23 protein-coding genes are annotated in these 26,249 nt (G+C 39.8%); 15 read left to right on the top strand and 8 right to left on the bottom strand.

Annotated features, from left to right (window positions below):
• Nucleotides 1-67: 67 nt before the first annotated feature.
• The 6 genes from MKY65_RS13450 to sspI all read right to left on the bottom strand — a co-directional run bounded on the left by MKY65_RS13450 (nucleotide 68) and on the right by sspI (nucleotide 6,276).
• Nucleotides 68-703: a lytic transglycosylase domain-containing protein gene (locus MKY65_RS13450; RefSeq protein WP_339177579.1), complete on the bottom strand. Its 636-nt coding sequence runs from the start codon at nucleotides 701-703 to the stop codon at nucleotides 68-70.
• Nucleotides 704-849: 146 nt separating this feature from the next.
• The gene (locus tag MKY65_RS13445) at nucleotides 850-1,524 is read right to left on the bottom strand and encodes an ABC transporter ATP-binding protein (RefSeq protein WP_339177576.1); all 675 of its coding nucleotides are present in this window, start codon (nucleotides 1,522-1,524) and stop codon (nucleotides 850-852) included.
• Complete coding sequence (locus tag MKY65_RS13440) at nucleotides 1,508-2,653, bottom strand: ABC transporter permease (protein ID WP_339177574.1); 1,146 nt, start codon at nucleotides 2,651-2,653, stop codon at nucleotides 1,508-1,510. The genes MKY65_RS13445 and MKY65_RS13440 overlap by 17 nt, the downstream gene beginning before the upstream one ends.
• On the bottom strand, nucleotides 2,650-3,873 hold the full coding sequence (locus tag MKY65_RS13435) for an ABC transporter permease (protein WP_339177571.1): 1,224 nt from the start codon (nucleotides 3,871-3,873) through the stop codon (nucleotides 2,650-2,652). Before MKY65_RS13435 ends, MKY65_RS13440 begins: the two co-directional genes overlap by 4 nt.
• Before the next feature lie 47 nt (nucleotides 3,874-3,920).
• Nucleotides 3,921-5,519, bottom strand: coding sequence for a DUF6583 family protein (locus MKY65_RS13430; protein ID WP_339177569.1), 1,599 nt, complete (start codon nucleotides 5,517-5,519; stop codon nucleotides 3,921-3,923).
• A 538-nt stretch (nucleotides 5,520-6,057) separates the two neighbouring features.
• Nucleotides 6,058-6,276 carry a small acid-soluble spore protein SspI gene (gene sspI, locus MKY65_RS13425; RefSeq protein WP_042534468.1) on the bottom strand — a complete coding sequence of 73 codons (219 nt, stop codon included), beginning with the start codon at nucleotides 6,274-6,276 and terminating at the stop codon, nucleotides 6,058-6,060.
• A 102-nt stretch (nucleotides 6,277-6,378) separates the two neighbouring features.
• On the opposite strand from sspI, the gene MKY65_RS13420 reads away from it, so the two are divergent.
• The 3 genes from MKY65_RS13420 (at nucleotide 6,379) to pheT (ending at nucleotide 11,002) form a co-directional block, all read left to right on the top strand.
• Entirely contained in the window at nucleotides 6,379-7,116 is a 738-nt protein-coding gene (locus tag MKY65_RS13420) for an RNA methyltransferase (protein ID WP_339177568.1), read from the top strand.
• A gap of 401 nt (nucleotides 7,117-7,517) precedes the next feature.
• Nucleotides 7,518-8,552, top strand: a complete 1,035-nt coding sequence (pheS, locus tag MKY65_RS13415) for a phenylalanine--tRNA ligase subunit alpha (RefSeq protein WP_339177567.1) — start codon at nucleotides 7,518-7,520, stop codon at nucleotides 8,550-8,552.
• A gap of 20 nt (nucleotides 8,553-8,572) precedes the next feature.
• Nucleotides 8,573-11,002 carry a phenylalanine--tRNA ligase subunit beta gene (pheT, locus tag MKY65_RS13410; RefSeq protein WP_339177565.1) on the top strand — a complete coding sequence of 810 codons (2,430 nt, stop codon included), beginning with the start codon at nucleotides 8,573-8,575 and terminating at the stop codon, nucleotides 11,000-11,002.
• Between the two features lie 71 nt (nucleotides 11,003-11,073).
• Here pheT and ung read toward each other — a convergent pair whose 3' ends face one another.
• Nucleotides 11,074-11,766: a uracil-DNA glycosylase gene (ung, locus tag MKY65_RS13405; RefSeq protein WP_339177564.1), complete on the bottom strand. Its 693-nt coding sequence runs from the start codon at nucleotides 11,764-11,766 to the stop codon at nucleotides 11,074-11,076.
• A 13-nt stretch (nucleotides 11,767-11,779) separates the two neighbouring features.
• Nucleotides 11,780-12,700: a ribonuclease HIII gene (rnhC, locus tag MKY65_RS13400; RefSeq protein WP_339177562.1), complete on the bottom strand. Its 921-nt coding sequence runs from the start codon at nucleotides 12,698-12,700 to the stop codon at nucleotides 11,780-11,782.
• 128 nt (nucleotides 12,701-12,828) lie between these two features.
• On the opposite strand from rnhC, the gene zapA reads away from it, so the two are divergent.
• From zapA to uvrC, 12 genes are all read left to right on the top strand, one after another.
• Nucleotides 12,829-13,089 carry a cell division protein ZapA gene (gene zapA / locus MKY65_RS13395; RefSeq protein ID WP_042534454.1) on the top strand — a complete coding sequence of 87 codons (261 nt, stop codon included), beginning with the start codon at nucleotides 12,829-12,831 and terminating at the stop codon, nucleotides 13,087-13,089.
• A gap of 5 nt (nucleotides 13,090-13,094) precedes the next feature.
• Nucleotides 13,095-13,646 carry a CvpA family protein gene (locus MKY65_RS13390; RefSeq protein ID WP_339177561.1) on the top strand — a complete coding sequence of 184 codons (552 nt, stop codon included), beginning with the start codon at nucleotides 13,095-13,097 and terminating at the stop codon, nucleotides 13,644-13,646.
• A gap of 103 nt (nucleotides 13,647-13,749) precedes the next feature.
• Complete coding sequence (gene polX, locus MKY65_RS13385; protein WP_339177558.1) at nucleotides 13,750-15,462, top strand: DNA polymerase/3'-5' exonuclease PolX; 1,713 nt, start codon at nucleotides 13,750-13,752, stop codon at nucleotides 15,460-15,462.
• Nucleotides 15,463-15,533: 71 nt separating this feature from the next.
• Complete coding sequence (locus MKY65_RS13380; protein WP_339177555.1) at nucleotides 15,534-17,879, top strand: endonuclease MutS2; 2,346 nt, start codon at nucleotides 15,534-15,536, stop codon at nucleotides 17,877-17,879.
• Nucleotides 17,880-17,970: 91 nt separating this feature from the next.
• Nucleotides 17,971-18,381: a DUF350 domain-containing protein gene (locus MKY65_RS13375; RefSeq protein ID WP_042534446.1), complete on the top strand. Its 411-nt coding sequence runs from the start codon at nucleotides 17,971-17,973 to the stop codon at nucleotides 18,379-18,381.
• Nucleotides 18,382-18,551: 170 nt separating this feature from the next.
• Nucleotides 18,552-20,255 (top strand): long-chain-fatty-acid--CoA ligase, encoded by a 1,704-nt coding sequence (locus tag MKY65_RS13370; RefSeq protein ID WP_339177553.1) that lies wholly within the window; start codon nucleotides 18,552-18,554, stop codon nucleotides 20,253-20,255.
• Between the two features lie 191 nt (nucleotides 20,256-20,446).
• Nucleotides 20,447-21,031, top strand: coding sequence for a TetR/AcrR family transcriptional regulator (locus tag MKY65_RS13365; RefSeq protein WP_339177552.1), 585 nt, complete (start codon nucleotides 20,447-20,449; stop codon nucleotides 21,029-21,031).
• Between the two features lie 7 nt (nucleotides 21,032-21,038).
• Nucleotides 21,039-21,839 (top strand): enoyl-CoA hydratase, encoded by an 801-nt coding sequence (locus MKY65_RS13360; protein ID WP_339177549.1) that lies wholly within the window; start codon nucleotides 21,039-21,041, stop codon nucleotides 21,837-21,839.
• A 100-nt stretch (nucleotides 21,840-21,939) separates the two neighbouring features.
• Nucleotides 21,940-22,713, top strand: coding sequence for an electron transfer flavoprotein subunit beta/FixA family protein (locus MKY65_RS13355; protein ID WP_339177547.1), 774 nt, complete (start codon nucleotides 21,940-21,942; stop codon nucleotides 22,711-22,713).
• A gap of 121 nt (nucleotides 22,714-22,834) precedes the next feature.
• Nucleotides 22,835-23,809, top strand: a complete 975-nt coding sequence (locus tag MKY65_RS13350) for an electron transfer flavoprotein subunit alpha/FixB family protein (RefSeq protein ID WP_339177545.1) — start codon at nucleotides 22,835-22,837, stop codon at nucleotides 23,807-23,809.
• A 154-nt stretch (nucleotides 23,810-23,963) separates the two neighbouring features.
• On the top strand, nucleotides 23,964-24,278 hold the full coding sequence (gene trxA, locus MKY65_RS13345) for a thioredoxin (protein ID WP_042534434.1): 315 nt from the start codon (nucleotides 23,964-23,966) through the stop codon (nucleotides 24,276-24,278).
• Nucleotides 24,279-24,412: 134 nt separating this feature from the next.
• The gene (uvrC, locus tag MKY65_RS13340; RefSeq protein WP_339177543.1) at nucleotides 24,413-26,218 is read left to right on the top strand and encodes an excinuclease ABC subunit UvrC; all 1,806 of its coding nucleotides are present in this window, start codon (nucleotides 24,413-24,415) and stop codon (nucleotides 26,216-26,218) included.
• Nucleotides 26,219-26,249 lie beyond the last annotated feature (31 nt).

Below are 26,249 nucleotides of genomic sequence, written 5' to 3'. Positions count from 1 at the left end.
CATTGATAAACGAATCTTTTTTAGTACAATTTAAGAAATATATCTTAAATTAACGCTAAGTCTATTTTTAAGAACGGTATGTACCCATTACTTTAGACACATAAGCTGTTGTTTCTTTAAAGGGCGGAATACCCTGATGTTTATCTACATTACCCGGTCCGGCGTTATAAGCAGCCAAAGCTAATTCTGTATTTCCGTTATACCGGTTAAGCATTTGACTTAAGTATTTTGTGCCGCCTTCAATATTTTGGCGGGGGTCATACGAATTTGTAACACCTAAACCAGCAGCGGTTCCGGGCATTAATTGCATTAAACCTTGAGCGCCGGCATGACTTCGGGCATTAGGATTAAAATTAGATTCCTGCTGAATAACAGCATTGATTAATCGTTCACTTACATTGTACTTGTTTGCCATTTCCTGAACGATACCTTGATAATTTGATGCCTTCCCACTGACAGGCTGACTCGCAGCTGGCTGTGCAGAAGAAGCCATTTGTGTCATAGGAGAAGAAACAACTTCAGGATTTTGAATATTCGATCCAAAATCCTGTGCTGTTCGTTCCTCTGCCTCCCGGATTCGTTCTAAAAGCAGCTGCTGAAAAGACTTTCCGCCGAAGCCTGTATTTTCTTCCACATTTCCTGCAGCTGGAGCAGAACCTAGCATGCCTAAAGGGTTTGTCAGTTGATTCGTATTGATTTCCATTCGCATTCACCGTCCGTATTTTACTGAAAAATAGATTCTTTATCCTGCGTAATCACGATATAAAATGAATAATTATTACTAAAAATTTTTAGTTTCACGCACATTAACTAATCCTATTTTATCTGTTTTACAGCTTTTAAGCAATATTATATAGAGATTATTTTCATGTTTGTTTCTCGCAATAAGTTTTCATAGAATGGATCATTACCAATACATACAACAGCATCACAGATACTTTGAATTTCATCCATATCATGTGAAGTATACATAATCATTTTATGGTCAATCTTTGCTTTTTGCTTCAGATAACCCGCAATCTCTTTTTTGGATCGCAAATCAATTCCCACCGTCGGCTCATCCAGCAGCAGTAATTCCGGGTTATGAATCAGGCTGATTGCCATATTTAATTTCCGTTTCATTCCGCCGGATAACGTATGGACTGGTTCATTCCATTTGAATAATTCCATATCCTCACAAAGCTTCTTTAATTCGTCTTTTGAACGGTGAACCCAAGAAAGCTTTTCGAAGAACATCATGTTTTCTTTCACTGTCATGTCCTCCCATAAAGCAATATCCTGAGGGACAAATCCAACTATTCTGCGAAGCTGTTTTCGATTTTTTCCGTATGTCCATTCACCTAAACGTATACTGCCTGAATTTGCTTTTGAAATCGTTGCTAAAATACGGAGCAGAGAGGACTTTCCTGCGCCATTTTCTCCAACCAAACCAATGATTTCCCCGGATTCTGCCTGGAAGGATACATTTTCAAGCACCTTCTTTCTTCCGAATGATTTAGATACTTTTTCAATTTCCAGCTGCATTGCCAAAAACTCCTTTCACATACCAGACGATGAGACAAATTGGTGCTATAAATGTCCAGCCGCTGCATACTTCTTCATAAACAATCTGTCTTAACGGGTTTGCATATGCAACCCAAGGATAACTTTCATATATCCCTTCCATCGGTAATATAATTCCGCTGATAATCATCGTTACTAAAATGACCAAAACAGCAGTTATATAATAGGGGAGCAGCTTTTTAAAAGCTAATCCTGTCAAAAAGACAAGCATACAAACCGTTACACGAAAACTGACTAGATAAGCTAATTGCGATATACTAAAGCCTTCGTCATATAAAATATGGAAAATGCCCCATGTCAGCATATCTAATACAAATAACCCCATACTGTAAAGAAGGAGGTTCGACAGCAAATAGGTTGGAAAAGACAAACGATTAAATATGAAACGGATGCGGGTTGTTGCATTTTTTTCTTTTATCAGCCAATCAAATAAAAAGAAGGTAGATAAAAGCGAAAAAACGGACCATAAGCTCCATGGGTTTTGGAATAAAGAAAACCCTTCATCGGTTTCAGCATCTTCTCCAAGCAAAGTGAAATTGGTGAAAATCAGATTCTCACTTTCTTCAATAGAATAAATTTCATTCATTATTTCATCAAAAGAGGGGATGGACGAACTGTTTAAAGCCTCCCCTAAATCCATAACGGTATATGCTGTTTTGACTTTCCCACTATCCTCTTGAACAAATGAAGCAATCATTTCTATAACCGGTGTATAACCCATAGATAAATCTGTCTGGTAACTTGTAATCAGCCGGTTACGCTGACCAGCCTGAATAGCATCTTCATATCCTTCTTCAATAATAAATGCACTATCCAGCTCATGCGTCGCTACCATTTGTCTTGCCTCTGTTTCATTCTCTATGTCTACCACACGAATGAGATCGGAGGAATCGAGCTTTTCTCTTAACTGCATTGCCATCTCTGTTTCTTCTTCCAGTATTACCCCCACTGGAATCGAGCTTTGGTTTTGAATAAGCTCTGTACCAGATAGAAGCAGCCAGGTGAAAAGGATAGGTGAGATTGCCCAAAATAATATAGATACAAGCTGCTTTTTCATATGCAGCCAACGTGTCGTCAGAATATCCATCATATACTTCTACGCTCCTTCCAGCTTAAAAGTCCCAACAGTATAAATAACAAAACACCAATTAGCAGAAGGCTGGAAGTATATTCGGCATAATGTCTCCCGTTAAGTACAATTTCCTGAAGCCAGTAAAGACTGTTATAAGCATAAGAGTATGGGAGATAATCCTGAACTCCTAATGGAAAGTATAGCGTCGGAATCAGTGCGCCGCTAAATAATATCAAAATGGATGTAAATAATATTTGTGTGAGCAGTCTTAATTTTAAAGAAGAAATAAGCACTTCAAAAATGGCCAAACAGATAATAAATCCAACTTGATACAAAATAATAAGTATGAAAGAGCGAACGATATTTTCTTGATTCAGCTCTATATTTAAAAAAGAAAGTAATGCCCAAAAGGAAAGACAGGCTAGAATAAGAGACAATACAAGCGTAACGGTTATCTTAGCGAGCATTTGTCTAAGCTGTGTAGCCCCATACAAACGAATACGCTGGCTGATTAAAGGCGGATTTTCTTTTGTGAAAAAGTAATATAATGAAAAGAGCCAAAGGCTGCTGATGATAAACCAGCCTCCCAAGCTAAAATAAGCAACGGGGGAGGAGCTAGCCTGATTAGACAGCGTTCGTTCTCTTATGACCTGGTCTCTGCCAACGGTATACATTAGGAACTCTTGAAATTGATCAAAAACAAAGTCATTCCTTTCCTCATCGTCCATATCAAATTGTTTTGCATAATAATTGATTGCCAGAATATTAGCTTGTGAGGAACGAATGTGACGGACAACGCTCTGCAGCGTTTCATTCATCATGTAGCTTTCCAGCAGCTGCTTTTTATTGCCGACGATGGGAACTTCCACAGAGTATCCTTGATATAAATTCTGAATAAAACCTTCCGGAAAAGCGATATATGTACTTAAATTGTTTAATTCAATCTGTTCAATAGCTTCTTCCTCGGATAATTGATTGACTTCTAAAAAATCAATAAAGCCTGAGGACTGTTCTAATAATTGCACCATCATTTCTGTCTCTGTTGAATTATCTAAATCAACTAAACCTAATTGGATGGCTTCATTTTCATCCTGGGAAAAAAAACTGACAACAATCACCATCATAAGCCCTGCCAACGCAAGCGGAAATATGAAAAGAAGAGGAAGTGAATACCACTTCCTCTTAAGCTGCCGTATATGATTTTTGATAAAAAGCCCAGTTTGCTTTAGAAAAATCATGATCATGCACACTCTTTTCTTTCTAATTCAATCGTTCAAATGCTGGCTTAGAAGCCAAACTGCATTAGCCATTGCTCAAGCTGGCTGCTGAAGTCCTCTTCGAAGTATTGCTGCAGTTCTTCGGCAGACATGGCGCCGAGGTCAACGACATTTGATGTATCAACACCTTCTACTGCGTCGATAACAGCTCCTTCAGAATTAATGTCCATGGAAACATTTTCAACATATCCAGGGAAATCTAATGCAATATTATTGTTTGAGCTCATTTGGTCGCCGTCATAGACAGAATCGCCAGTCCAGCCAAGATTGATTGTTTCATTATCCACGGTGAATTGCAGCTGACGGTCAAAATCACGAGCAGACCCATCTAACGATTCATCGCCAGTATACGTACCAGTGAATTCAACCGGCATGTAGCCATCGTCAAATGAAAAGCTAAAGTTAGCATTATCTGTTACAGAGTCTCCAGTTCCTTGGAAATCTCCATCGAATGCCATCGTTACATCTTCAGATCCATCGCCCATTGTTAATGTATGGTCAAAATAAATCTGATCATCATTAAATAATTGCCCGCCTGATAAATTGAAAGTAACAGGGTCTTCGCCTTCTGGTGCTAGACTGATAGAGAAGTCGCGTTGAACAACTTTATCATCAGATACCCAAAGTGTAGATTGAACGCCTTCAGGGAATTGGAAGTTTTCTACTGCTTCAATGCCTTGATCCATGGCGCTGTCAAATTCTCCTAATACTTCATCAATCTGCTGTTGGAAGACTGCAGGGTCTTCTAACGGAGTGCTGCCAGCTCTTTCAAGCTGGTTGCTTAAAATTTCTTTAAACTCTTCGTCACCCTTCATTTTTTCTAAGACAGAAGTGATTAGAGATTTAACTTCCTCTTCGGAAAGGTTCATTGTGATTTTCTCAGCGCTGATTGAATCACCATTTACTTCTACGTCTTCATTTTCACTTTCAAATGCATCGTCTGGAAGCTCATCATAAATGAACATGACATATTCATCCTGAAGATATTCTTTCTCTTCATCTGTTAATAGCTGACCGTCATTTTCAAACATCAGCTCTTCAATGCCTAATTGTTCATTTCCTGTGAACGTGTAAGGATCTATTTCAGCCAATACACTGCCGATATCCTCATCAGAAATCTTAAGTACTTCTTCCAGGAAAGGAAGTTCTGCATACACATCAGAGCCTTCTACATAACCAGCCAGCCCATCGAAGTTCATGCCTGCAACATTTACGGATAATTCTGTAGAAGCCTGATTGTTTTCCATATCTGTCTCTGAATGGAATGCAAGCTCAGCGTTTGAAAGCATCGCTGCAATTTGCGGGTCTATATAGCCTTGATTTTCAAGTCCTTCCAGGTTTAAACCGAGGCTTACGTTTTGGGAAACAGGATTTTCCATGGATTGTTCATACCAATTATATTCATCCTCATATCTTGTTTCCATAAAATCTTGCAGTTGTTCAATTGAATTTTTCTCAGCTTGGAAATAGGTTGCTTTAGGTGTAGATCCGGTCAGGAAGAATGCTGCTGCTCCTCCACCTGCAAGAACGACTACTGCAATAATAATAGCAATAATTCCTTTTGAAAAACCTTTTTTCTTTGGTTGTTCCTCATTATTTTCTACCAAAGTACATGCTCCTTTCTTGAAACTATATTTGCGCAATTTGCACAATTTAGAATGGTCAATAAAAGCTCAGCGTATGTAGTTTTGCCAGGCTGCTGTATCTTTTTCATACTATAAATTATATTCATCAGCTGAGAATTAGAATCAAAAATTTATACGATGAAAAATGACCCTAACCTGTTATAACATTAAAGAAATAAGTAGTCAATCGGTTTCAAGCCTTGGTTCTTAAGACTAAATATCGACTGAGCTTGATTTCCTATTCCCTAAATAGGATAAAAATAAACAGGCTGGAAGCAGTTTTTGTCAAAACATGCTGTCTTTTATTCTACTATTTTCTACGGAACGAAACAGGAAAAGGTTTCAAAGTTTGCTAAATTTGTCGAATTAAAAATCTTAAGAAATCCCAATAAGCATTCTTTAATGAAATCAAATTGTTGAAGGGTTGAATTTTTGAAACATCCTAAAAAGCATGCCGGCTTCTCATTTGGGGAGCGGCATACTTTTTAGGGTGACATAATAAAGATATAACTGATGTCAATTAGGATAAATCGCTTTGAATTCCATCTTCTAGAGAGGATATCATTTCCTGTTTTTTGCTTTCATCAGAATGATTCCAAATTAGTTCAAAAAGAACTCCGAGACCAGGCAGCATTTTTTCTTCTCCATTGTTAATGGCATCCACAATGGTTGCTTCTAATTGTTCTTGATTATTATTTGATATATTGGCGTAAATTGCTTTACGGATATTTAAATCCATTCCTGTTCACTCCTTTATCTGTGTTATTAAAAGTAGTTTGACCATAAGTTGTGAATTTATGTATGATGTAGTTAGAATTTAAAATTGGATAGGATGAATAAAGTGATTACATCTGTGAAAAATGAGAAAATAAAGTCTTTAAAAAAGCTGCATCAAAGAAAATACAGAAAGCAAATGAATGCATTCTTGGTTGAAGGAGAGCATTTAATTGAAGAAGCGCTGGCGAGCGATTGGGAAGTAAAAGAACTTATTGTTTCCGAAGAAGCTTCTGTTTTGGAGTCGGCGCATCATCTTCCTGTTATCGGGGTCACCAAACAGGTGTTTAAAGAACTTTCTTTTACTGCTTCCCCTCAAGGGATGATGGCTGTCGTTGAAATAAAGAAAGAAGAAGCAGTGAACGGAGAGGTAGTTGTTTTATTGGATGCAGTCCAAGACCCGGGGAATGCAGGGACAATCATACGTACTGCGGACGCTGCGGGTGCAGATGGAATTATCCTTGGCAGCGGCTGTGTCGATTTGTATAATGATAAAGTGATTCGTGCCACACAAGGGTCCATTTTCCATTTACCAATTATACATGCTGATCTGGAGGAGAAGCTGTTGCGGCTGAAAGAAGCTGATTACCGTGTTTGGGCTACAGCATTAGAAAAAGCGGAGAATTACAAAGATCTCCCAATCCCGCAAAAAACAGCGCTTATTTTTGGGAATGAAGGAGCCGGCGTAAAGGAATCCTTGTTGGAAAAAGCGGATGAACGGGTAACCATTCCCATCCTCGGAAAGGCAGAATCATTAAATGTCAGCATCGCAGCAGGCGTGTTGCTATATTATTTAAAGAATTAACCTTGCAATGCAGCGATAATTTTTCTATAATAACTGTAATACATCATAAAGTAAATGATACGTTCTTTTGTTATGAAAAGAACAAACAACTAAACGCAATGAAAGAGCAAGTAACTGCCTGTATAAATGATTTAGGGAGGAGATGCCTTGACTGGAAGCATTTCTATCATGTCGGCAATTACGTTTCACTCTGGAGCGGACACTTGGACCATATCAAAATGTAAAGGTGATTCGGACGCCATCCGTTATGAGGCAAGAGTTGGATTGGATAGGTTTATCCAGTCAACAAGGGTGGTACCGCGACCATATAGCTTCGTCCCTTTTTTGGGAGACGGGGCTTTTTTTATGTTTAAAAAAGTCCATCAAACACAGGAAATGATTAAAAGGAGGTATTTCGTACGATGAAAGAAGAATTGCAGGCGATAGAGCAGGAAGCTCTCGCAGCTATTGAAAAGGCAGAAAACAGCCAGGCTTTACAGGAAATGAAAGTGAAATACTTAGGAAAAAAAGGTTCCCTGACAACCGTTCTTCGCGGCATGGGAAAGTTATCGAAGGAAGAACGTCCGGTTATCGGCGAGCTTGCTAATAATGTTCGGGAATCCATTACAGATGCATTGGATGCTAAAACAGAAAAATTAGAAAGAGAAGCCTTGAATAAGCAGCTGGAAACAGAAACCATCGATGTAACCCTGCCTGGAAACCCGGTTCACGTCGGCGGCAGACATTTATTAACGAGTATTATGGAAGAGATTGAGGATTTGTTTATCGGCATGGGCTATGAGGTAAAGGAAGGACCCGAGGTAGAAACAGATTACTACAATTTTGAGAAATTAAATTTACCGAAAAACCATCCGGCACGAGATATGCAGGACACCTTCTTTATTACCAATGAATTGCTTTTGCGTACACAGACCTCACCTGTGCAGGCACGTACGATGGAAGCATATCAAGGAAAGCGCCCAATCAAGATGATTTGCCCGGGCAAGGTGTACCGCCGGGATACGGATGATGCGACACACTCTCATCAATTCAGACAAATCGAAGGGTTAGTCGTAGATAAAAATATTACCCTGAGTGATTTAAAAGGTACATTAGATGTGTTTGCGAAAAAAATGTTCGGGAAAGACCGCGAAATCCGCTTGCGTCCATCTTTCTTCCCGTTTACAGAACCATCTGTTGAAATGGATGTATCCTGTAAGGTTTGTAATGGAAAAGGGTGCTCGGTTTGTAAGCATACCGGCTGGATTGAAATCCTGGGCGGCGGAATGGTCCATCCGCGTGTATTGGAAATGAGCGGTTATGATTCCACTGTTTACAGCGGGTTTGCATTCGGAATGGGACAGGAGCGCATTGCGATGCTGAAATACGGTGTGAACGATATTCGTCATTTTTACACCAACGATGTCCGTTTCTTATCACAATATCATCAAGCGTAAGAGAAGAAGGAGGAGAGTACATGCTTGTTTCTTATAATTGGTTACGAAACTATGTCAATTTAGATCATGTAACACCAGAAGAATTAGCGGAAAAAATAACACGATCCGGGATTGAAGTAGAGGGAGTGGAATATCTGGCCCCTGCTGTCGAAAATATTGTTGTGGGATATGTGAAATCCTGTGAGAAGCATCCGGATGCAGATAAATTAAATCTATGCCAGGTGGACGTCGGGGAAGAATCCCTGCAAATCGTCTGCGGCGCGCCCAATGTTGGGGCTGGTCAGAAGGTGGCTGTTGCGAAACCAGGCGCAAAGCTTCCAAATGGCATGAAAATCAAAAAAGTAAAGCTGCGCGGAGTGGAATCGAATGGGATGATTTGTTCCCTGCAGGAGCTCGGATTGGATGAAAAATACATTCCTTCCGACGTCGCAGAAGGGATTTTTGTTTTTCCGGAAGATGCAGAGGTTGGTACACCTGTACAGGAGCTGTTAAATCTAGACGATGCGGTGTTAGATTTAGATGTACTGGCGAACCGTCCGGATGCATTAAGCATGCTTGGTGTAGCGTATGATGTAGCAGCTGTTTTAGATCAGCCAATCCATTTACCAGATGAAAGCCTGAATGCAGATGAATCTATCCAGGCTGAGGATTATATTGATGTGAAAATTGATTCCATTGAAAATAACCCATATTACGGAGCATTTGTTATAAGAGATGTCGAAATTAAGCCGGCGCCATTATGGATGCGGAATTATTTAATGGCATCGGGTATCCGTCCGATCAACAATGTTGTAGATATTACCAACTTTGTATTATTAGAGTACGGACAGCCGTTACATGCGTTTGACTATGACCGGTTTGGCTCCAAAGAGGTCGTTATCCGACAAGGAAAAGAAAACGAGACAATGGTTACCTTAGATGATCAGGAACGTCAATTAAATGAGAAGAATCTTGTTATAACGAATGGCAAAGAACCGGTTGCTTTAGCCGGAGTCATGGGAGGCGCTGATTCTGAGGTGACGGATGAAACCACGAATATCCTGCTGGAGGCTGCTTATTTTGATGCTGCTTCTGTTCGCCATACGATTAAGCAAACAGGCCTGCGCAGTGAATCCAGCACGCGTTTTGAAAAAGGGGTTGACCCAAATCGTGTGAAACGCGCCGGTGTCCGGGCATGCAGTCTGCTTCAAAAATATGCTGGCGGAAAAGTAGCAGCTGGTGTTGTAGAAGTAGATGAATTGGATAAATCGGAGAAGTCTGTGACCATTACAACTTCGAAAGTGAACCAGCGATTAGGAATGGAGTTAGATGAAAAAGACGTGACCTCTGTCCTTGCACGGCTGCAATTTGAATTCAGCAAAAATGGAGAAGAAATTGTTATTCAAGTTCCAACGCGCCGTCTGGATATATCTATTTTTGAAGATATTTTAGAAGAAGTTATTCGTATTTATGGTTATGATCATCTGCCATATACGATTCCGCAAGGATGGGTACAGGCAGGAGGATTAACAGATGTCCAATTGCTGCAGCGGGAAATCAAAAATTACTTATCCAGCGCCGGATTGATGGAAACATTAACCTACTCCTTAACAAATAAACAGGATGCATCGCGATTCCTGACACCTGATATGGAGGAAGGGACTGCTAATACAGTCGGTTTAGCAATGCCGATGAGTGAGGAGCACAGCCATCTCCGCTTAAGTCTTATTCCAGAGATGCTTCGCGTACTCCAGCATAATGTAGCGAGAACACAAACAGATTTAGCGTATTATGAAATTGGAAAAGTATTCATTTCTGAAGAAGAGCAGATAACAAAACAGCCGATTGAGAATTTGCATGTTGCCGGCGCGTTGACTGGTTTATGGCATAATCACCCATGGCAGCAAGAGAAGAAGCCGGTTGATTTTTATGTAGCAAAAGGAATCGTGGAAGGCTTATTTGCCCATTTAGAATTAGATGTTACCTTTGCACAGACTAAAATGGAAGATATGCATCCGGGACGTTGCGCTGAAATAAAGTTAAATGGCAAAGGTATCGGCTATGTCGGCCAAGTTCATCCGCTTGTTGCCAAAGATTTTGATGTAAAGGAAACCTATGTTTTTGAAATAAATCTGGAGTCTGTATTTTCTGTACATCAAGCAACACCTTCCTTTACGGATATTCCGCGTTATCCATCTGTAACAAGAGATATCGCCTTTATCCTGGATAATGATGTTCCTGCTGGAGAGGTTCAGGCAGTGATTAAGGAAACAGGGGCTCCGTTAGTAAAAGAAGTCTCTATATTTGATGTATATCAGGGAGAGCATATGGAAGAAGGCAAAAAATCTGTAGCCTATCGTCTTCTGTATCAGGACCCAAGCCGTACGTTGAAAGATGATGAAGTGGAGACATCTTATCAAGCGGTTGTTGAAAAAGTAAATAATCAATTTGGATCGTATGTCCGTTCCTGATCAAGATATAAAAAGCCGCTGGCACAGATTTTGAAGCTGTGCCAGCGGCTTTTAGCGTAAATAGACTTGATTCATTTATCAGGATTCACTGTCAAAGAAAGCTGCCAATTAATAGGAGTGAGATTCTCCTGTTCTAAAATAGCGTTTGTTTTTGAAAAGTGACGGCACCCGAAGAAACCCCGGTGGGCAGATAATGGACTGGGATGCGGCGCTTTTAAAATATAATGCTTATCGGTATCGATCAATTCTATCTTCTTCTGTGCTGCTGCACCCCATAATAAGAAGACAACCGGATGATCCTTCTGATTTAAAGCAGCAATTACTTGATTCGTGAATCGCTCCCAGCCTTGGTTTTTATGAGAATGTGCTTGATGTGCCCGGACGGTCAGGACATTGTTAAGAAGGAGCACTCCTTGATCAGCCCATTCTTTCAGATAACCATGGGAGGGAATCTTAAAATCAACATCAGCTGCCAGTTCCTGATACATATTTTTTAAGGAAGGAGGTACCGGCACGCCAGGCTGTACGGAAAAGCTCAAGCCATGTGCCTGGTTAGGGCCGTGATAAGGGTCCTGACCTAAAATAACAACCTTCACCTCTTGGAAATCTGTGAAATGCAGTGCATTAAAAATATCGTACATATCCGGATAAACCGTGTTAGAATCGTATTCTGTCTTTAGAAATTTCCGCAAGTGCTTATAATAGTCTTTTTGAAATTCTTGCTCTAAAACTTGTCCCCAATCGTTTTTTAAAGGTATATTCATTGTAGCACCTCATTTAGTGTAAATATTTCTTTGCTTTATTTGTATTGGCAAAATGAAGCTTAGCAACATGTCCGAGCTGCTGTTCGCCATGGGATTTTATATAATTTGCTGCTGCCTTATCCACTTTGCCGGACGCGCCTTTCGGTAAGGTAATACCTGCTTCTTGGGATAATTTATCCATTGCTGTTACGAACCGGGCTCTGGCTAAAATAGAAGCAGCAGCAACATTAATCGAATGGCTTTCCGCTTTTGTAATAAAAGTAGTTTTCTCATGAAGCTTTAATGCTTCTGAGTTCAGATAGCGCTTGTAAACGGCAGGCTCACAAAATTGATCAATGACGATTCCATCATAATTCGTACCATCTAATTTTTCAATCAATTTGTCAATGGCATGATGATGCAGCATGGCTTTCATTTTCCCTTGCGACCAGCCTTTAAGCTGCAGGTGATTGTATTTTTCATTCTCTAGCTTAAGGATGGTATATGAAATAGGAAGCTGTATGATTTCTTGTGCGATACGATGGATGGCGTCATCTTTTAAGTGTTTAGAGTCTTCCACTCCCATTTGTTTTAATTGAACTTGCTGCACTTCGTCTGCAAAAACAGCCGCAACGGTTATAGGTCCAAAATAATCGCCGGTTCCTGACTCATCGGATCCTATATGACTTTTTTGGAAAATAGCTGTGTCTATACTTGAGGAGGGCTTCGCTTTAGCTGCTTGTGTCGAAGCAGATGCATCCTTCCATTGGGTGCTTTCCTTCTCTGGCTGGCTGCCCTGGAAGAGGACTTTCCCAGAATGATATGCTGTGATGACTGCATAAGGTGTTTTTGCCCGGAAAACAGCACCCTGTGGTGTTTTTTCTAAACAGGCATGATAATGCTTTTTCATTTGTTTAATTTTATCAGCAGATGTTGTTAATACTTCTTGGCCCAAAGCTTCATTCCTCCAATCATCGGATACCTAAGACTATAGCAAATATAACAGGATTTTGAAATACTTCTTTTTATGCAAAGTTCATGTTAATATATACTAGAATCAACGTTACACAGGAGGAAGCCAAAATGACAGACAATGAAAAACAACGCGTAACAGTTGAAATATACAATCGGACATACCATGTTATCGGAACGGAATCAGAACGCCATGTTCAGCTAGTGGCTAATTTAGTTGATCAAAAAATGAATGAAATCCATGATGCCAATAAACAATTAGATACAGCCAGTTTAGCAGTATTAACGGCTGTGAATACAATGAACGATTATTTAAAACTAAAAGAGGATTATGCAACACTTTTAGGTTCATTACGAAAGAAAGAGGACTAACAAACATGATTAACTTAATTATAATTATTCTTCTATTATTTGGGATTATGATGGGATTAAAAAGAGGATTTGTCCTTCAGCTATTTCATTTAACAGGGTTTATTATTGCTTTTATTGTAGCAGTAATGTATTATAATCCGGTTGCAGAAAGACTATCCTTGTATATTCCTTATCCAGATCTCTCAGGTGATGGAGCCTGGTCAGCGTTTTTAGAAAACCTGCCAGTTGAATCGGCATTTTATAATGCGATTTCTTTTGCGCTTATCTTTTTTGCGGTGAAATTTATTCTGCAGATTATTGCTTCTATGCTGGATTTTGTGGCGGCAATCCCCATTATCAGCTTTATCAATAAAATTCTAGGAGCCGCGCTGGGGTTTGTTGAGATCTATCTCATCAGCTTCATTATTTTATATATCCTGGCGTTAACGCCTGTGGGCGGGGTGCAGGAAGCAATCCAAGGGTCTTCTCTGGCGATGCGGATTATTGAACAGACGCCATATTTTTCAGATCGTATTTTTGAATTATGGTTCAACTTGACAGAATCTCTGACCAAATAATATAGCAGATCATTAGAAGGTATAGTAAGCAAAACTGACTCAAACTAACTTGGATAGCTTGAGTCAGTTTTATGTAAATAGTGACAGAATAGGGTGAAAGAAGATGAATAAGAAAGATATCATTCGTTTGCTGGAGAATATAGCTGTTTATATGGAGCTGAAGGGAGAAAATCCATTTAAAATAAGCGCTTATCGAAAGGCTGCACAAGCGATTGAAACAGATGACCGCAGCTTAAGTGAGATAGATGACTTTACAAAGATGAAAGGGATTGGAAAAGGAACTGCAGCAGTAATTACCGAGTTTATCGAAGCTGGACATTCAGAAACCTTAGCGGAATTGGAGAAAGAAGTACCGGCCGGGCTTGTACCGTTATTAGATTTGCCAGGTTTAGGCGGGAAAAAATTATCCAAGCTCTATCAGGAGCTGGGCGTCATAGATGCGGAAACGTTAAAAGAAGCTTGTCTGTCTGGAAAGGTAGAAGCGTTACCTGGATTTGGAAAAAAATCTGTAGAGAAAATCGTTGCAGCAATCGAGGATGCGGGGAAGAGACCGGAACGGCTTCCGGTAGCAATGATGCTTCCGATTGCTGAGAAGATAGAAGCTTACCTGGAGGATATTCCGGGTATTGTCCGTTACTCTCAGGCAGGGAGCATCCGGCGTATGCGTGAAACTGTAAAGGATCTTGATTTTATCATTGCTACGGATGATGCAGGCGAGGTAAAAGAAGCTTTAATCGCACTGCCTTCTGTCAAAAATGTTATTGCAAGCGGAGATACAAAGGTTTCTATCACTTTAGAAGAAGCTTATGATATCAATGTTGATTTTCGTCTGGTTTCTGACGGGGAATTTGCTTCTACTTTACATCACTTTACCGGTTCAAAGGATCATAATGTAGCTATGCGTCAATTAGCAAAGTCGCGTGGTGAAAAAATCAGTGAATACGGTGTAGAGGTGGAAGAAACAGGAGAGACGTTCCAGTTTGAAACGGAAGAAGCCTTTTTTAATCATTTTGGTCTGCATTTTATTCCCCCGGAGGTTCGTGAAAATACAGGAGAAGTAGACCTGTTTACAGAGGAACAGAAATTAATCCAGCTATCCGATATTCGCGGAGATTTGCATATGCATACCACCTGGAGTGATGGAGCACAGTCTTTAGAAGAAATGGCTGAAAAGGTAAAAAGTATGGGCTATTCCTATATGGCGATTACAGACCACTCTAAATACTTGCGCGTAGCAAATGGATTAAATGAAGAACGTCTTCGTAAGCAGCGTCAGGAAATTAATGCATTAAATGAAAAGTACGCTGATTTCCATATCTTTTCGGGTGTGGAAATGGATATTCTGCCAGATGGCAGCTTAGATTTTGAGGATGATTTTCTAAAGGAAATGGACTTTGTTATCGGTGCGATACATTCCAGTTTTCAACAATCGGAAGAGGAAATCATGCACAGGCTGACTAACGCCTTAGAAAATCCATATGTTTCGATTATTGCTCACCCGACAGGAAGGCTAATCGGGAGAAGAGATGGATATAAAGTGAACCTGGAAAAATTGATTGAAAAAGCAAAAGAAACAAATACCGCATTAGAAATCAATGCTAATCCCAATCGCTTAGATTTATCCCATGAATGGGCTAAAAAAGCGCAGGAAGCAGGCGTAAAGCTTGTCATTGATACTGACGCACACAACTATCAGATGCTTGAACATATGCAATATGGTGTAGCTACTGCCCGTAAAGGATGGATCAAACCGTCCACTGTAATCAACACATGGACAAAAGAAGAATTAGCTGCATTCTTTAACCAGGGAAAATAAATGCGTCATTGTTTTCATGCGGAAACTGGCACAAAGTATAGATTTTAATTTTTAATAAAAGAGGGGTTAAAATGAACGAACGTGTACTAAAAACGCTTGAGTTTCACCGCCTTGTTGAAAGGGTTCGTGAACAAGCAGAAACCTCTATAGGAAAGGATTTAGCATCTAAATTACGACCAAAGTCGACGCTTGATGAAGTAGAGGAGTTACAAGCGCAGACTGACGAAGCCGTTCAAATTTTCCGGCTGAATAAAGTGATTCCTTTAGGCGGTATATCTGATATACGACCGAGTGTGAAACGCAGTGCAATAGGGAGCATTCTTTCTGCAGATGAGGTTTTACGCATTGGTGATACGTTATATGGAGGCAGACAGGCCAAAAGTTTTTTAGAACAGGTCGAGGATTTGGAAATACCAATTCTTCAATCTGCCGCAGCAAATATTATCGCTATCCGGGATTTGGAACAGCATATTAACAGCTGTATCGATGATCATGGTCAAATAATGGATGGTGCTTCATCAGCTTTACGTTCTATCCGCAGCTCTATCCGGACGTACGAAAGCAGTGTCCGAAGCAAGCTGGAAAGCTATACACGCTCTAACAGTAAAATGCTTTCCGATTCGATTATCACGATTCGGAATGATCGTTATGTTTTGCCGGTAAGACAGGAATACCGGGCTGCCATTGGCGGAATTGTCCATGATCAGTCATCATCCGGTCAGACATTATTTATGGAGCCAAAAGCGGTAGTGGATATGAATAATAAATTACAGGATTTATTTTCTAAAGAAAAGCAAGAAATAGAACGGATTTTAAAGGAACTCAGCGGGCATATCGCTTCCTATGAACAAGAGCTTTTAAATAATGTCTATTGGCTTTCGGAAATTGATTTTATCAGTGCCCGGGGAAAACTTGCTCAAAAAATGCATGCGGTAAGACCTAAAATGAATATACATGGTTATATAAAGATGCAGCAGGCAAGACACCCATATATTCCAGATGATCAAGTTGTTCCAAATGATGTGGAAATGGGCAAGGATTATCAGGCAATTGTTATTACAGGACCAAATACAGGCGGAAAGACAGTTACTTTGAAAATGGTTGGACTTTGTACATTGATGGCTCAATCCGGTTTACAGGTACCCGCACTCGATGGTTGTGAAATGCCGATATTTGATGAGGTTTTCGCTGATATAGGTGATGAACAGTCAATTGAACAAAACCTGAGTACCTTTTCCTCCCATATGACAAACATTGTGGAAATTATGAAGCATGTCACGGATCAGTCGCTGGTTTTATTTGATGAATTAGGCTCTGGTACAGACCCGCAAGAAGGGGCTGCTTTAGCAATGTCGATTCTGGATGAGGTGCTTTCTAAAAATGCAAGTGTTATTGCGACGACCCATTACCCGGAACTAAAAGCTTATGGATATAACCGGACGCAGGTGGTCAATGCTTCTGTAGAGTTTAATGTAGAAACATTACGGCCGACATACCGGTTACTAATTGGCGTGCCTGGACGAAGTAATGCATTTGACATTTCGAAGCGGTTAGGGCTTGATGGAAATATCATTAATCAAGCGAAGCAGCTGATTGGTGTGGATTCTCATCAAGTAGAAAATATGATTGCTTCCTTAGAACAATCCCATACAGAGGCAGAGCGAGACTATGAAAAAGCGCATCAGGTACTTGAAGAAAGTGAAAAACTGCATCAAGAACTAACAAAAGCGATGAACCGATGGGAAGATAATAAGCAAAAGATTTATGAAAAAACGGAAGAGAAGGCTGAAAAAGCATTGCTGAAGGCGCGTCAGGAAGCAGAAGAAATTGTGCAGATGATGCGCAATATGAAAGATCAGTCTGGCATGAAAGAACATGAGTGGATCGAAGCCAGAAAGATGCTTGACGATGCAATGCCGAATCTAAGCAGTGATAAATCAGCTGTCCAGCCTGAGAAGAAGCAAGAACAGAGTGAACTGAAGCCGGGAGACGAGATTAAGCTGCTCACCGTAAATCAGCTTGGCGAGGTTGTTGAAAAGGTGAATGACAAGGAATATAGGGTGCAGGTCGGTATTATGAAAGTAAAAGTAAAACGGTCTGATTTAGAGCTCGTCAAGAAGAAGAAAAAGAAGCAGGCTGAGCCAGTGGCCACGGTTAGGGGCAATAACCAGCATGTAAAAACAGAGTTAGATTTACGCGGTGAACGTTATGAGGACGCGATGCACAAGCTGGAGAAGTATGTGGATGATGTATTGCTGGCCGGCTATGCACAAGCATCTATTATTCATGGGAAAGGGACTGGCGCCTTGCGAAAGGGTGTTCAGGAATTTGTGAAGCGGCATCCGCATATCAAAGGCTCAAGGTCAGGTGAAGCAGGAGAAGGCGGAAGCGGCGTTACAGTTATTCGCTTTGAATAAGTAGTAGAGTTAAATGTTTAGTAAGATTGGAAAAAGGGGTTGATGCTATACTGGTAACGAATCCCTTTTTCCAAATGAAGGAGCGAGAAAAATGGAAGGCTTTTGGGAAAATATTTTAGTAATAACCGCAGCAAGATATAGTGTGTTTATTTTATCCACTCTGCTCTTTTTAGCAATTGCTGAACTGGTAACCTCCTATAAAAACTGGGAGGAAATAAAAAAAGGGAATCTGGCTGTTGCGATGGCTACCGGAGGAAAGCTATTCGGTATAGCCATGATTTTCAGATTCTCCATTGAGCATAACGATAGTTTAATGGTATCGATGGGCTGGGGGATTTTCGGTTTTGTATTATTAATAGCAGGGTATTTGTTTTTTGAATTTTTAACTCCATTTATGAAAGTGGATGAAGAAATCGGCAACGGCAATAAGGCTGTCGGCTTTATTTCGATGGTCATCTCTGTCGGGTTAGCCTATGTTATCGGAGCAAGCATCGTTGGTTAGGAGGGCAATGAGTGATATTTGAACGTTTAGCAAAAATATTAATGGCAGTTGGAATTATTTTTTTCATCGTGGGATTGGTTTATTTATTTCTCTAAATATTAGATAATATTTTCAAAGTTAGCAATTAACCGTTATAATAGGTATAGACTAAATTGAAGGAGGAATGATTTATGTTGGAAAAAAGGGCTTGGCATGATTGCTACCCTGAGGATTTACCTAAAACACTGGAATATGATAAGTGCGCTCTGTATCAATATTTAATTGATGCGGCGAAGCATCACGGAGAAAAGAAAGCGCTTTATTTTATGGGTAAGGAGATGACATATAAAGAGCTGTATAAAGAGGCGAAAAAAACAGCGAATTATTTGCAATCTATCGGAATCAGAAAAGGAGACAGGGTTGCTATTTTTTTGCCAAATACTCCTCAATCGGTCATTAGCTACTATGGTATCCTGATGGCAGGAGCAATAGCTGTTCCAACAAATCCGCTTTATACGGAAAGAGAATTGATTTTTCAAATGAATGATGCGCAGGCTAGAGCAATTATTTGTTTAGATATTTTACTTCCGCGTGTAAACAGCGCCCGTTCACATACGACATTAGAGCATGTTATTGTAACCGGCATCAAGGATTATCTTCCTTTCCCTAAAAATATGATTTATCCATTTATACAGAAGCGAGAATACAATTTGGTGGTGAAGGTAGAGCCCAGCAATGATACCCATGTATGGAAAAAGATGATGGAGCACTCGGTTGCTGATTATTTAGAATCCCCTATTAATCCGGAAGAAGACCTTGCACTTTTACAATATACTGGCGGGACAACAGGCAGTCCTAAAGGAGTAATGCTGACGCATTATAATTTAAGTGCCAATGTGCAAATGTGTGAAACATGGCTTTCGCGCAGCGAAGAACAAAAAGGTCAGGATGTGGTTCTAGGTATTCTTCCATTCTTCCATGTATACGGGATGACAGCTGTGATGAACTTTGCGATAAAAAAAGCCTCCAAGATTATTCTGATACCAAAATTTGATGCGGGTGACTTATTAAAAGTAATAGATAAACAGAAACCTAATCTTTTCCCAGGCGCCCCAACAATTTATATCGGTCTGTTAAACCATCCGGAATTAGAGAAATATGATTTATCCTCTATAGATGCGTGTATTAGCGGGTCAGCCCCGTTACCGGTTGAAATTCAGGAGCGCTTTGAAAGAATTACCGGTGGAAAGCTGGTTGAAGGATATGGATTAACAGAAACTTCCCCTGTAACACATGCAAATTTTGTATATGCTGAACGTATTAACGGCAGTATCGGCGTTCCTTGGCCGGATACAGATGCTAAAATTGTTCAAATGGGCGAATCGGGGTTAGAAGAAGTTCCGGCTGGAGAAATCGGCGAAATTGCTGTAAAAGGACCGCAAGTAATGAAAGGGTATTGGAATAATGAAGAAGAGACGTCGAGTACCCTGAAAGATGGCTGGCTGTTGACCGGCGATTTAGGATATGTTGATGAATCCGGTTTTTTCTATGTCGTGGACAGAAAGAAGGATATGATTATTGCAGGCGGTTTTAACATTTATCCAAGAGAAATCGAAGAGGTTTTGTATGAGCATGAAGCTATCCAGGAAGCGGTAGCAGCAGGTGTGCCTGATCCATACAGAGGAGAGACAGTAAAGGCTTATATTGTGTTGAAAGAGGGAGCGGCACTTACGGAGGAAGAGTTAAATGAATATGCAAGAAAACATCTCGCAAGCTACAAAGTCCCGAGAATTTATGAATTCCGTGATGAATTGCCAAAAACAGCAGTGGGGAAAATCTTAAGAAGAAAACTGATTGACGAAGAGAAACAGAAACAAGAAGCAGCATCTGTTTGAGCCTCGTGCTCTTTTTTTCTTTTCCAAAGCAGCTTGACAGCTAATTTAATTAAGCAGAGAAGCTGAATGTATTTATATTGAAAGCGTTTTAATCAAAGCAGCTTTTCATTGACATTAAACTTCAAGAATTGTATATTAAAAATATGAATGACTATTCACTCATTTTTAATTATGTAATCAAGGAGTAAATCATGAATAATCAAAAACCAAAATATCATCAAATTATTGAAGCTGCTGTAAAAGTAATTGCCGAAAATGGATACCATGGGTCACAGGTTTCCAAAATAGCAAAGGAAGCGAATGTTGCTGACGGTACCATTTATTTATACTTTAAGAACAAAGAACATATTCTTGTTTCTTTATTCGAAGTGAAAATGGGAGAATTTATCGATCAAATAGCAAAAGCAATCGAAGAAAATGATTCTGCTTCTAATCAGCTGTATACCTTAATAAAAATGCATTTCACGCAGCTGTCTTCAGATTATTATTTAGCTATTGTGACCCAGCTGGAGTTAAGACAATCAAATATTTCTTTAAGACTGCAGATTAATCAAGTTTTGAAGCCTTACTTGACCGTGATTGACGGTATTATTCAAAAAGGAATGGAGCAGCAGCATTTTAGAGAGGATTTGAATATACCTCTGGTCAGGCAAATGATTTTCGGTACACTTGATGAGATTGTTACGAATTGGGTGATGAAGGAACAGAAATATCATCTTGTTGACATGGCGCCTGAGATTCACAGAATGCTCGTCAGTGCTTTAGCTTCTAAATAAGCAGATAATGAAATATAAAAAAGAGGTGATTGATTTGTCCGTTTTGGAATTAAAAGTAGAGGAGAGGGTTGCTTATTTAACAATCAAAAGCCCTCCTGCTAATGCATTATCTTCTAAGCTGATCGCAAAATTAGATGAACTGTTAACACAGATTGAACAAGAAGGGGAAGCCAAAGTGGTTGTCCTGCAGGGAGAAGGCAAGTTTTTCTCAGCTGGGGCAGATATTAAAGAATTTACCGCTCTTCAAGAGGCATCAGAGTATGAAACTTTAGCAAAGAATGGCCAGAACATTTTTAACAGAATAGAGCATTTTCCGCTTCCTGTTATTGCATCCATACATGGCGCTGCATTAGGCGGAGGATTAGAGCTCGCAATGGCTTGCCATATAAGGTATGCTACACCCGATGCAAAGATAGGGCTTCCAGAGATGAATTTAGGCATTATTCCTGGTTTTGCCGGTACACAGCGTTTGCCGCGATATATAGGTAATGCCAGAGCATATGAGATGATTTTAACCGGAGAACCGATTTCCGGAAGGCAGGCGGAAGAATGGGGGCTTGTTAACCGGATTGTGGAAGAAGATGAGCTGGAAAATGAAGTTCGTCAATTAGCCGGAAAAATTGCTGCTAAAAGCAAGCCTGGAATCAATCGGATTATGCAATTGATTCCTTATGCAAATACAAGCCAATTTGCAGAAGGAGCTGACAGGGAAGCGGGCTTGTTTGGTGAAATTTTCGGGTCATATGATGCGAAGGAAGGTGTAAGCGCTTTTAAAGAGAAGAGAGCAGCTAAGTTCCAAGATAAATAGATTTTCGAGGGAGTGTAAAAAGTTACATCATGGTAAGGAACTGTACTATGGACTGCTTTTTAAATATACATTCTAGTTTGTGACAAGGAGGAAAAAAGATATGAATATTTATGTATTATTGAAAAAAACGTTTGATACAGAGGAAAAAATTACTGTTCAAAATGGAAGAATTGAAGATGACGGTGCAGAATTCATCATTAACCCTTACGATGAATATGCAGTAGAGGAAGCGATTGTACAAAGAGATAAGCATGGCGGAGAGGTTACTGTTGTTACCATTGGTGACGAAGACTCTGAGAAGCAGCTTCGGACAGCTCTTGCCATGGGAGCGGACAAAGCCGTTCTAATTAATACAGAAGAAGATTTGGAAGAAGGAGACCAGTTTACAACTGCTAAAATTTTAGAAGCATTTTTTGAAGAAAAGGAAGCTGATTTGATTTTGGCAGGGAATGTTGCTATTGATGAAGCGAGCGGTCAGGTTGGACCGAGACTTGCCGAGCTTTTGGGAATATCTTGCGTTACAACGATAACGAGCCTGTCTATTGATGGCGATACCGCATCCATCGAAAAAGACGTCGAAGGAGATGTCGAAATCATCGAAACCAGCCTGCCTGTACTAGTTACTTGTCAACAAGGCTTAAATGAACCGCGTTACCCTTCGCTGCCGGGAATTATGAAAGCGAAGAAAAAACCGCTTGAAGAGTTAGAAATCGATGATCTGGATCTAGATGAGGATGAAGTAGAGGCAAAAACGAAAACAATCGATATTTATCTTCCGCCTGAAAAAGAAGCTGGTAAGGTGTTAGAGGGAGAGGTAGCAGATCAGGTGAAGGAATTGGTTTCTTTATTGAAGAATGACAAGAAGGTACTTTAAGGGGAATTTCAAGAGGTACTCTAATGGAAATTTCAAAAAGTACTTTAAGAGATAATTCCAAAGATACTTTAAAGAGAAGTTCGTATGATAATGCAGCTGATAGTGAAAGGGGATAATAATAATGAGCGATAAATTACTAGTGATTGGTGAAGTAAGAGATAATGATATAAGAAATGTTTCCTTTGAGGCAATTGCAGCGGCGAAGCAAATTGATGCGGATGCTGAAATTGTGGGTGTTTTATTCAGTGATAGTGATTTAACCAGTGCAGGTGAAGAACTGATTGCTTATGGGGCGGATAGTGTTGTTACAGTCACGCACGACAATTTGAAAACGTATACATCAGAAGGGTATGGACAGGCGGTTTTAGAAATTATCGATGAATTATCTCCAAAAGGAATTGTCATGGGGCATACCTCTATCGGAAAAGATCTGACACCAAAAGTTGCAAGCAGGCTGTCAGCAGGACTTATCTCTGACGTAGTAGATATTGAAAAAGATGGCGATGACAATGTATTTATTCGTCCTATCTATTCCGGAAAGGCATTTGAAAAGAAAATATTTGCAGATGATTTTATATTTGTAACGATTCGCCCGAATAATATAGCTGCTCTTGAAAAAGATGCTTCAAGGTCTGGCGAGGTGAATGCCAAGGATATAGATATTAAAGATTTACGTACGATTGTGAAGGATGTTGTCCGAAAAACTTCAGAGGGGGTTGACCTCTCAGAAGCAAATGTTATTGTAGCAGGCGGAAGAGGAGTAAAAAGTGCAGATGGATTTAAACCGCTTTACGAGCTTGCAGATGTACTGGGAGGTGCTGTAGGGGCATCAAGGGGCGCCTGTGATGCTGACTATTGTGATTATGCGTTGCAAATTGGGCAGACCGGAAAAGTAGTAACTCCTGATTTATATATTGCTGTAGGTATCTCCGGCGCAATTCAGCATTTAGCAGGAATGTCTAATTCCAAGGTAATTGTTGCTATAAATAAAGATGCTGAATCAAATATCTTTAATATTGCTGACTATGGGATTGTTGGTGATTTATTTGAAGTCATCCCGCTGCTTATTGAAGAAATTAAAAAAGTGAAAGCATAAAGGAAGTAAAAGGTCTGTGAGAAATGCTGTGGCACAGGCCTTTTGAAAGTAATTTTAATCAATTCAAGCAAACTATTAGGAAGTATACTTATACGATGATATACTCATACTAAGCTTATGATAAGCTGCATGATGTTTTAAGGAGGTAAAAATAATGGCAATTAAACATGTAACGGATCAAAACTTTACAGACGAGACGTCAAAAGGTCTTGTACTTGCAGATTTCTGGGCTCCATGGTGTGGACCTTGTAAAATGATTGCTCCTGTTTTAGAAGAAATTGATGGAGAAATGGAAGAGAAAGTACAGATCGTCAAATTAGATGTGGATGAAAACCAGGAAACAGCTGGGAAATTTGGTGTAATGAGTATACCGACACTTCTTTTATTCAAAGATGGGGAAGTGGTAGACCAGGTTATTGGTTTCCAACCTAAAGAGGCATTAACAGATTTAATTAATAAACATGCCTGATAAAGTCACGTTTTCGTTCTGCGATGATAGCATATCACAGAACGGATTCTTTGATTTCTATTAGAAAAAAAGGAATCCCTTTGTCATCAAGCAGATGAAAAGGGATTTTCTGATGTATAAAGGGCTGGTTATAGATGAAAGAAGCAATTGAAAAAAAGTTGGCTATTCTTCCAATGCAGCCTGGCTGTTATTTAATGAAGGATAAGCATGGGACAATTATTTATGTAGGAAAATCTAAAAAGTTAAGAAATCGCGTTCGTTCTTATTTTCGCGGGGCGAATGACAGGAAAACGCAGCGTTTAGTCCAGGATATTGCAGATTTTGAATATATGGTTACGTCATCAGAGATTGAAGCACTTATTTTAGAAATGAATTTAATAAAAAAATATGATCCTAAATATAATGTAATGCTGAAGGATGATAAATCGTATCCTTATTTGAAGATTACATCTGAACGGCACCCGAGGTTAATTGTCACAAGACAGTTAAAAAAAGATAAAGGAAAATATTTTGGTCCTTATCCTAACGTGATTGCGGCAAGGGAAACCAAAAAGCTTTTAGACCGGATCTATCCGCTCAGGAAATGTAATAATCCTCCCGGCAGACCGTGTCTTTATTATCATATGGGGCAATGCTTAGCCTGTGGTAAAAATCCGCCTTCTAAAGAAACGTATCAGCAAATTGTTCAGGAGATAACCTCCTTTTTACATGGCGGGTTTAAGGATATTCGCAACCGTTTGACAAGAGAAATGACAGAAGCAAGTGAAGTGCTGAATTTTGAAAGAGCAAAAGAACTTCGAGACACTATCCAATACATCGATGCAACGATGGAACAGCAGAAAATGGCTGCTAATGATTTAGTAAACAGGGATGTTTTTGGGTACAGCTATGATAAAGGCTGGATGTGTGTACAGGTTTTCTTTATCCGGCAAGGAAAGCTGATAGAACGCGATGTCAGCATCTTTCCATTTTATGATAATGCGGAAGAAGCGATCGTCAGTTTTATAGCGCGATTTTATCTGCAGGAAAACCATTTGAAGCCAAAACAGGTATTAGTTCCGATAGGCATTGATGATGAGATATTGGAAAAATTACTTGAAGTCAATGTCCATACACCGCTTCGTGGCAGAAAAAAGGAAATGGTAGAATTAGCTGAAAAAAATGCAAAAATCGCTTTGAACGAGAAATTTCAATTAATTGAGCGGGATGAAGAAAGAACCTATCAAGCGATGGAGGATTTAGGCGATTACTTAAATATAGAGACACCTCGCCGGATTGAAGCGTTTGATAATTCGAATATTCAAGGAACAGATCCTGTATCGGCGATGATTGTTTTTGAAGATGGAAAACCGAACAAAAAAGAATATCGCAAATATAAAATCAAAGATGTCAAAGGACCGGATGATTATGAAACTATGCGGGAAGTAATACGCAGACGTTATACCAGAGTACTTCGCGAGGAGCTTCCTTTACCTGATTTAATTATTGTTGACGGGGGAAAAGGCCAGATGACTTCAGCATCAGATGTGCTGGAAAATGAACTTGGTTTAAGTATTCCGCTTGCTGGTCTTGCTAAGGATGACCGGCACAAAACCAGCGAATTATTATACGGGGAGCCTCCGGAGGTCATTCCGTTAAAACGCCAATCACAGGCCTTTTATTTAGTGCAGCGGATACAGGATGAGGTGCACCGCTTTGCCATTACCTTCCACAGGCAATTAAGAGGAAAAGGACTGTTTCAATCCGAGCTTGACCGTATCCCGGGTGTTGGAGAGAAACGACGCAAGCTTTTATTGACGCATTTCAAATCGGTAGAAGAAATTAAAAATGCCTCTTTGGAGGATATGCGTAAAATTGGCATACCCAAAAATATAGCCACAGAGATTATCGGACATTTAAAGAAGCAGGAAGCAGAACAAAACGATCGTGAAATCGAATAAGTTTCGCGATCGTTTTGTTCAGTTTTAAAGG

Origin of the sequence: Oceanobacillus sp. FSL W7-1293, assembly GCF_037969815.1 — a bacterium.
Lineage (GTDB): Bacteria > Bacillota > Bacilli > Bacillales > Amphibacillaceae > Oceanobacillus > Oceanobacillus oncorhynchi.
Note: the sequence above shows the minus strand (reverse complement) of the source record. Positions and strands in the feature narration are given on the sequence as shown.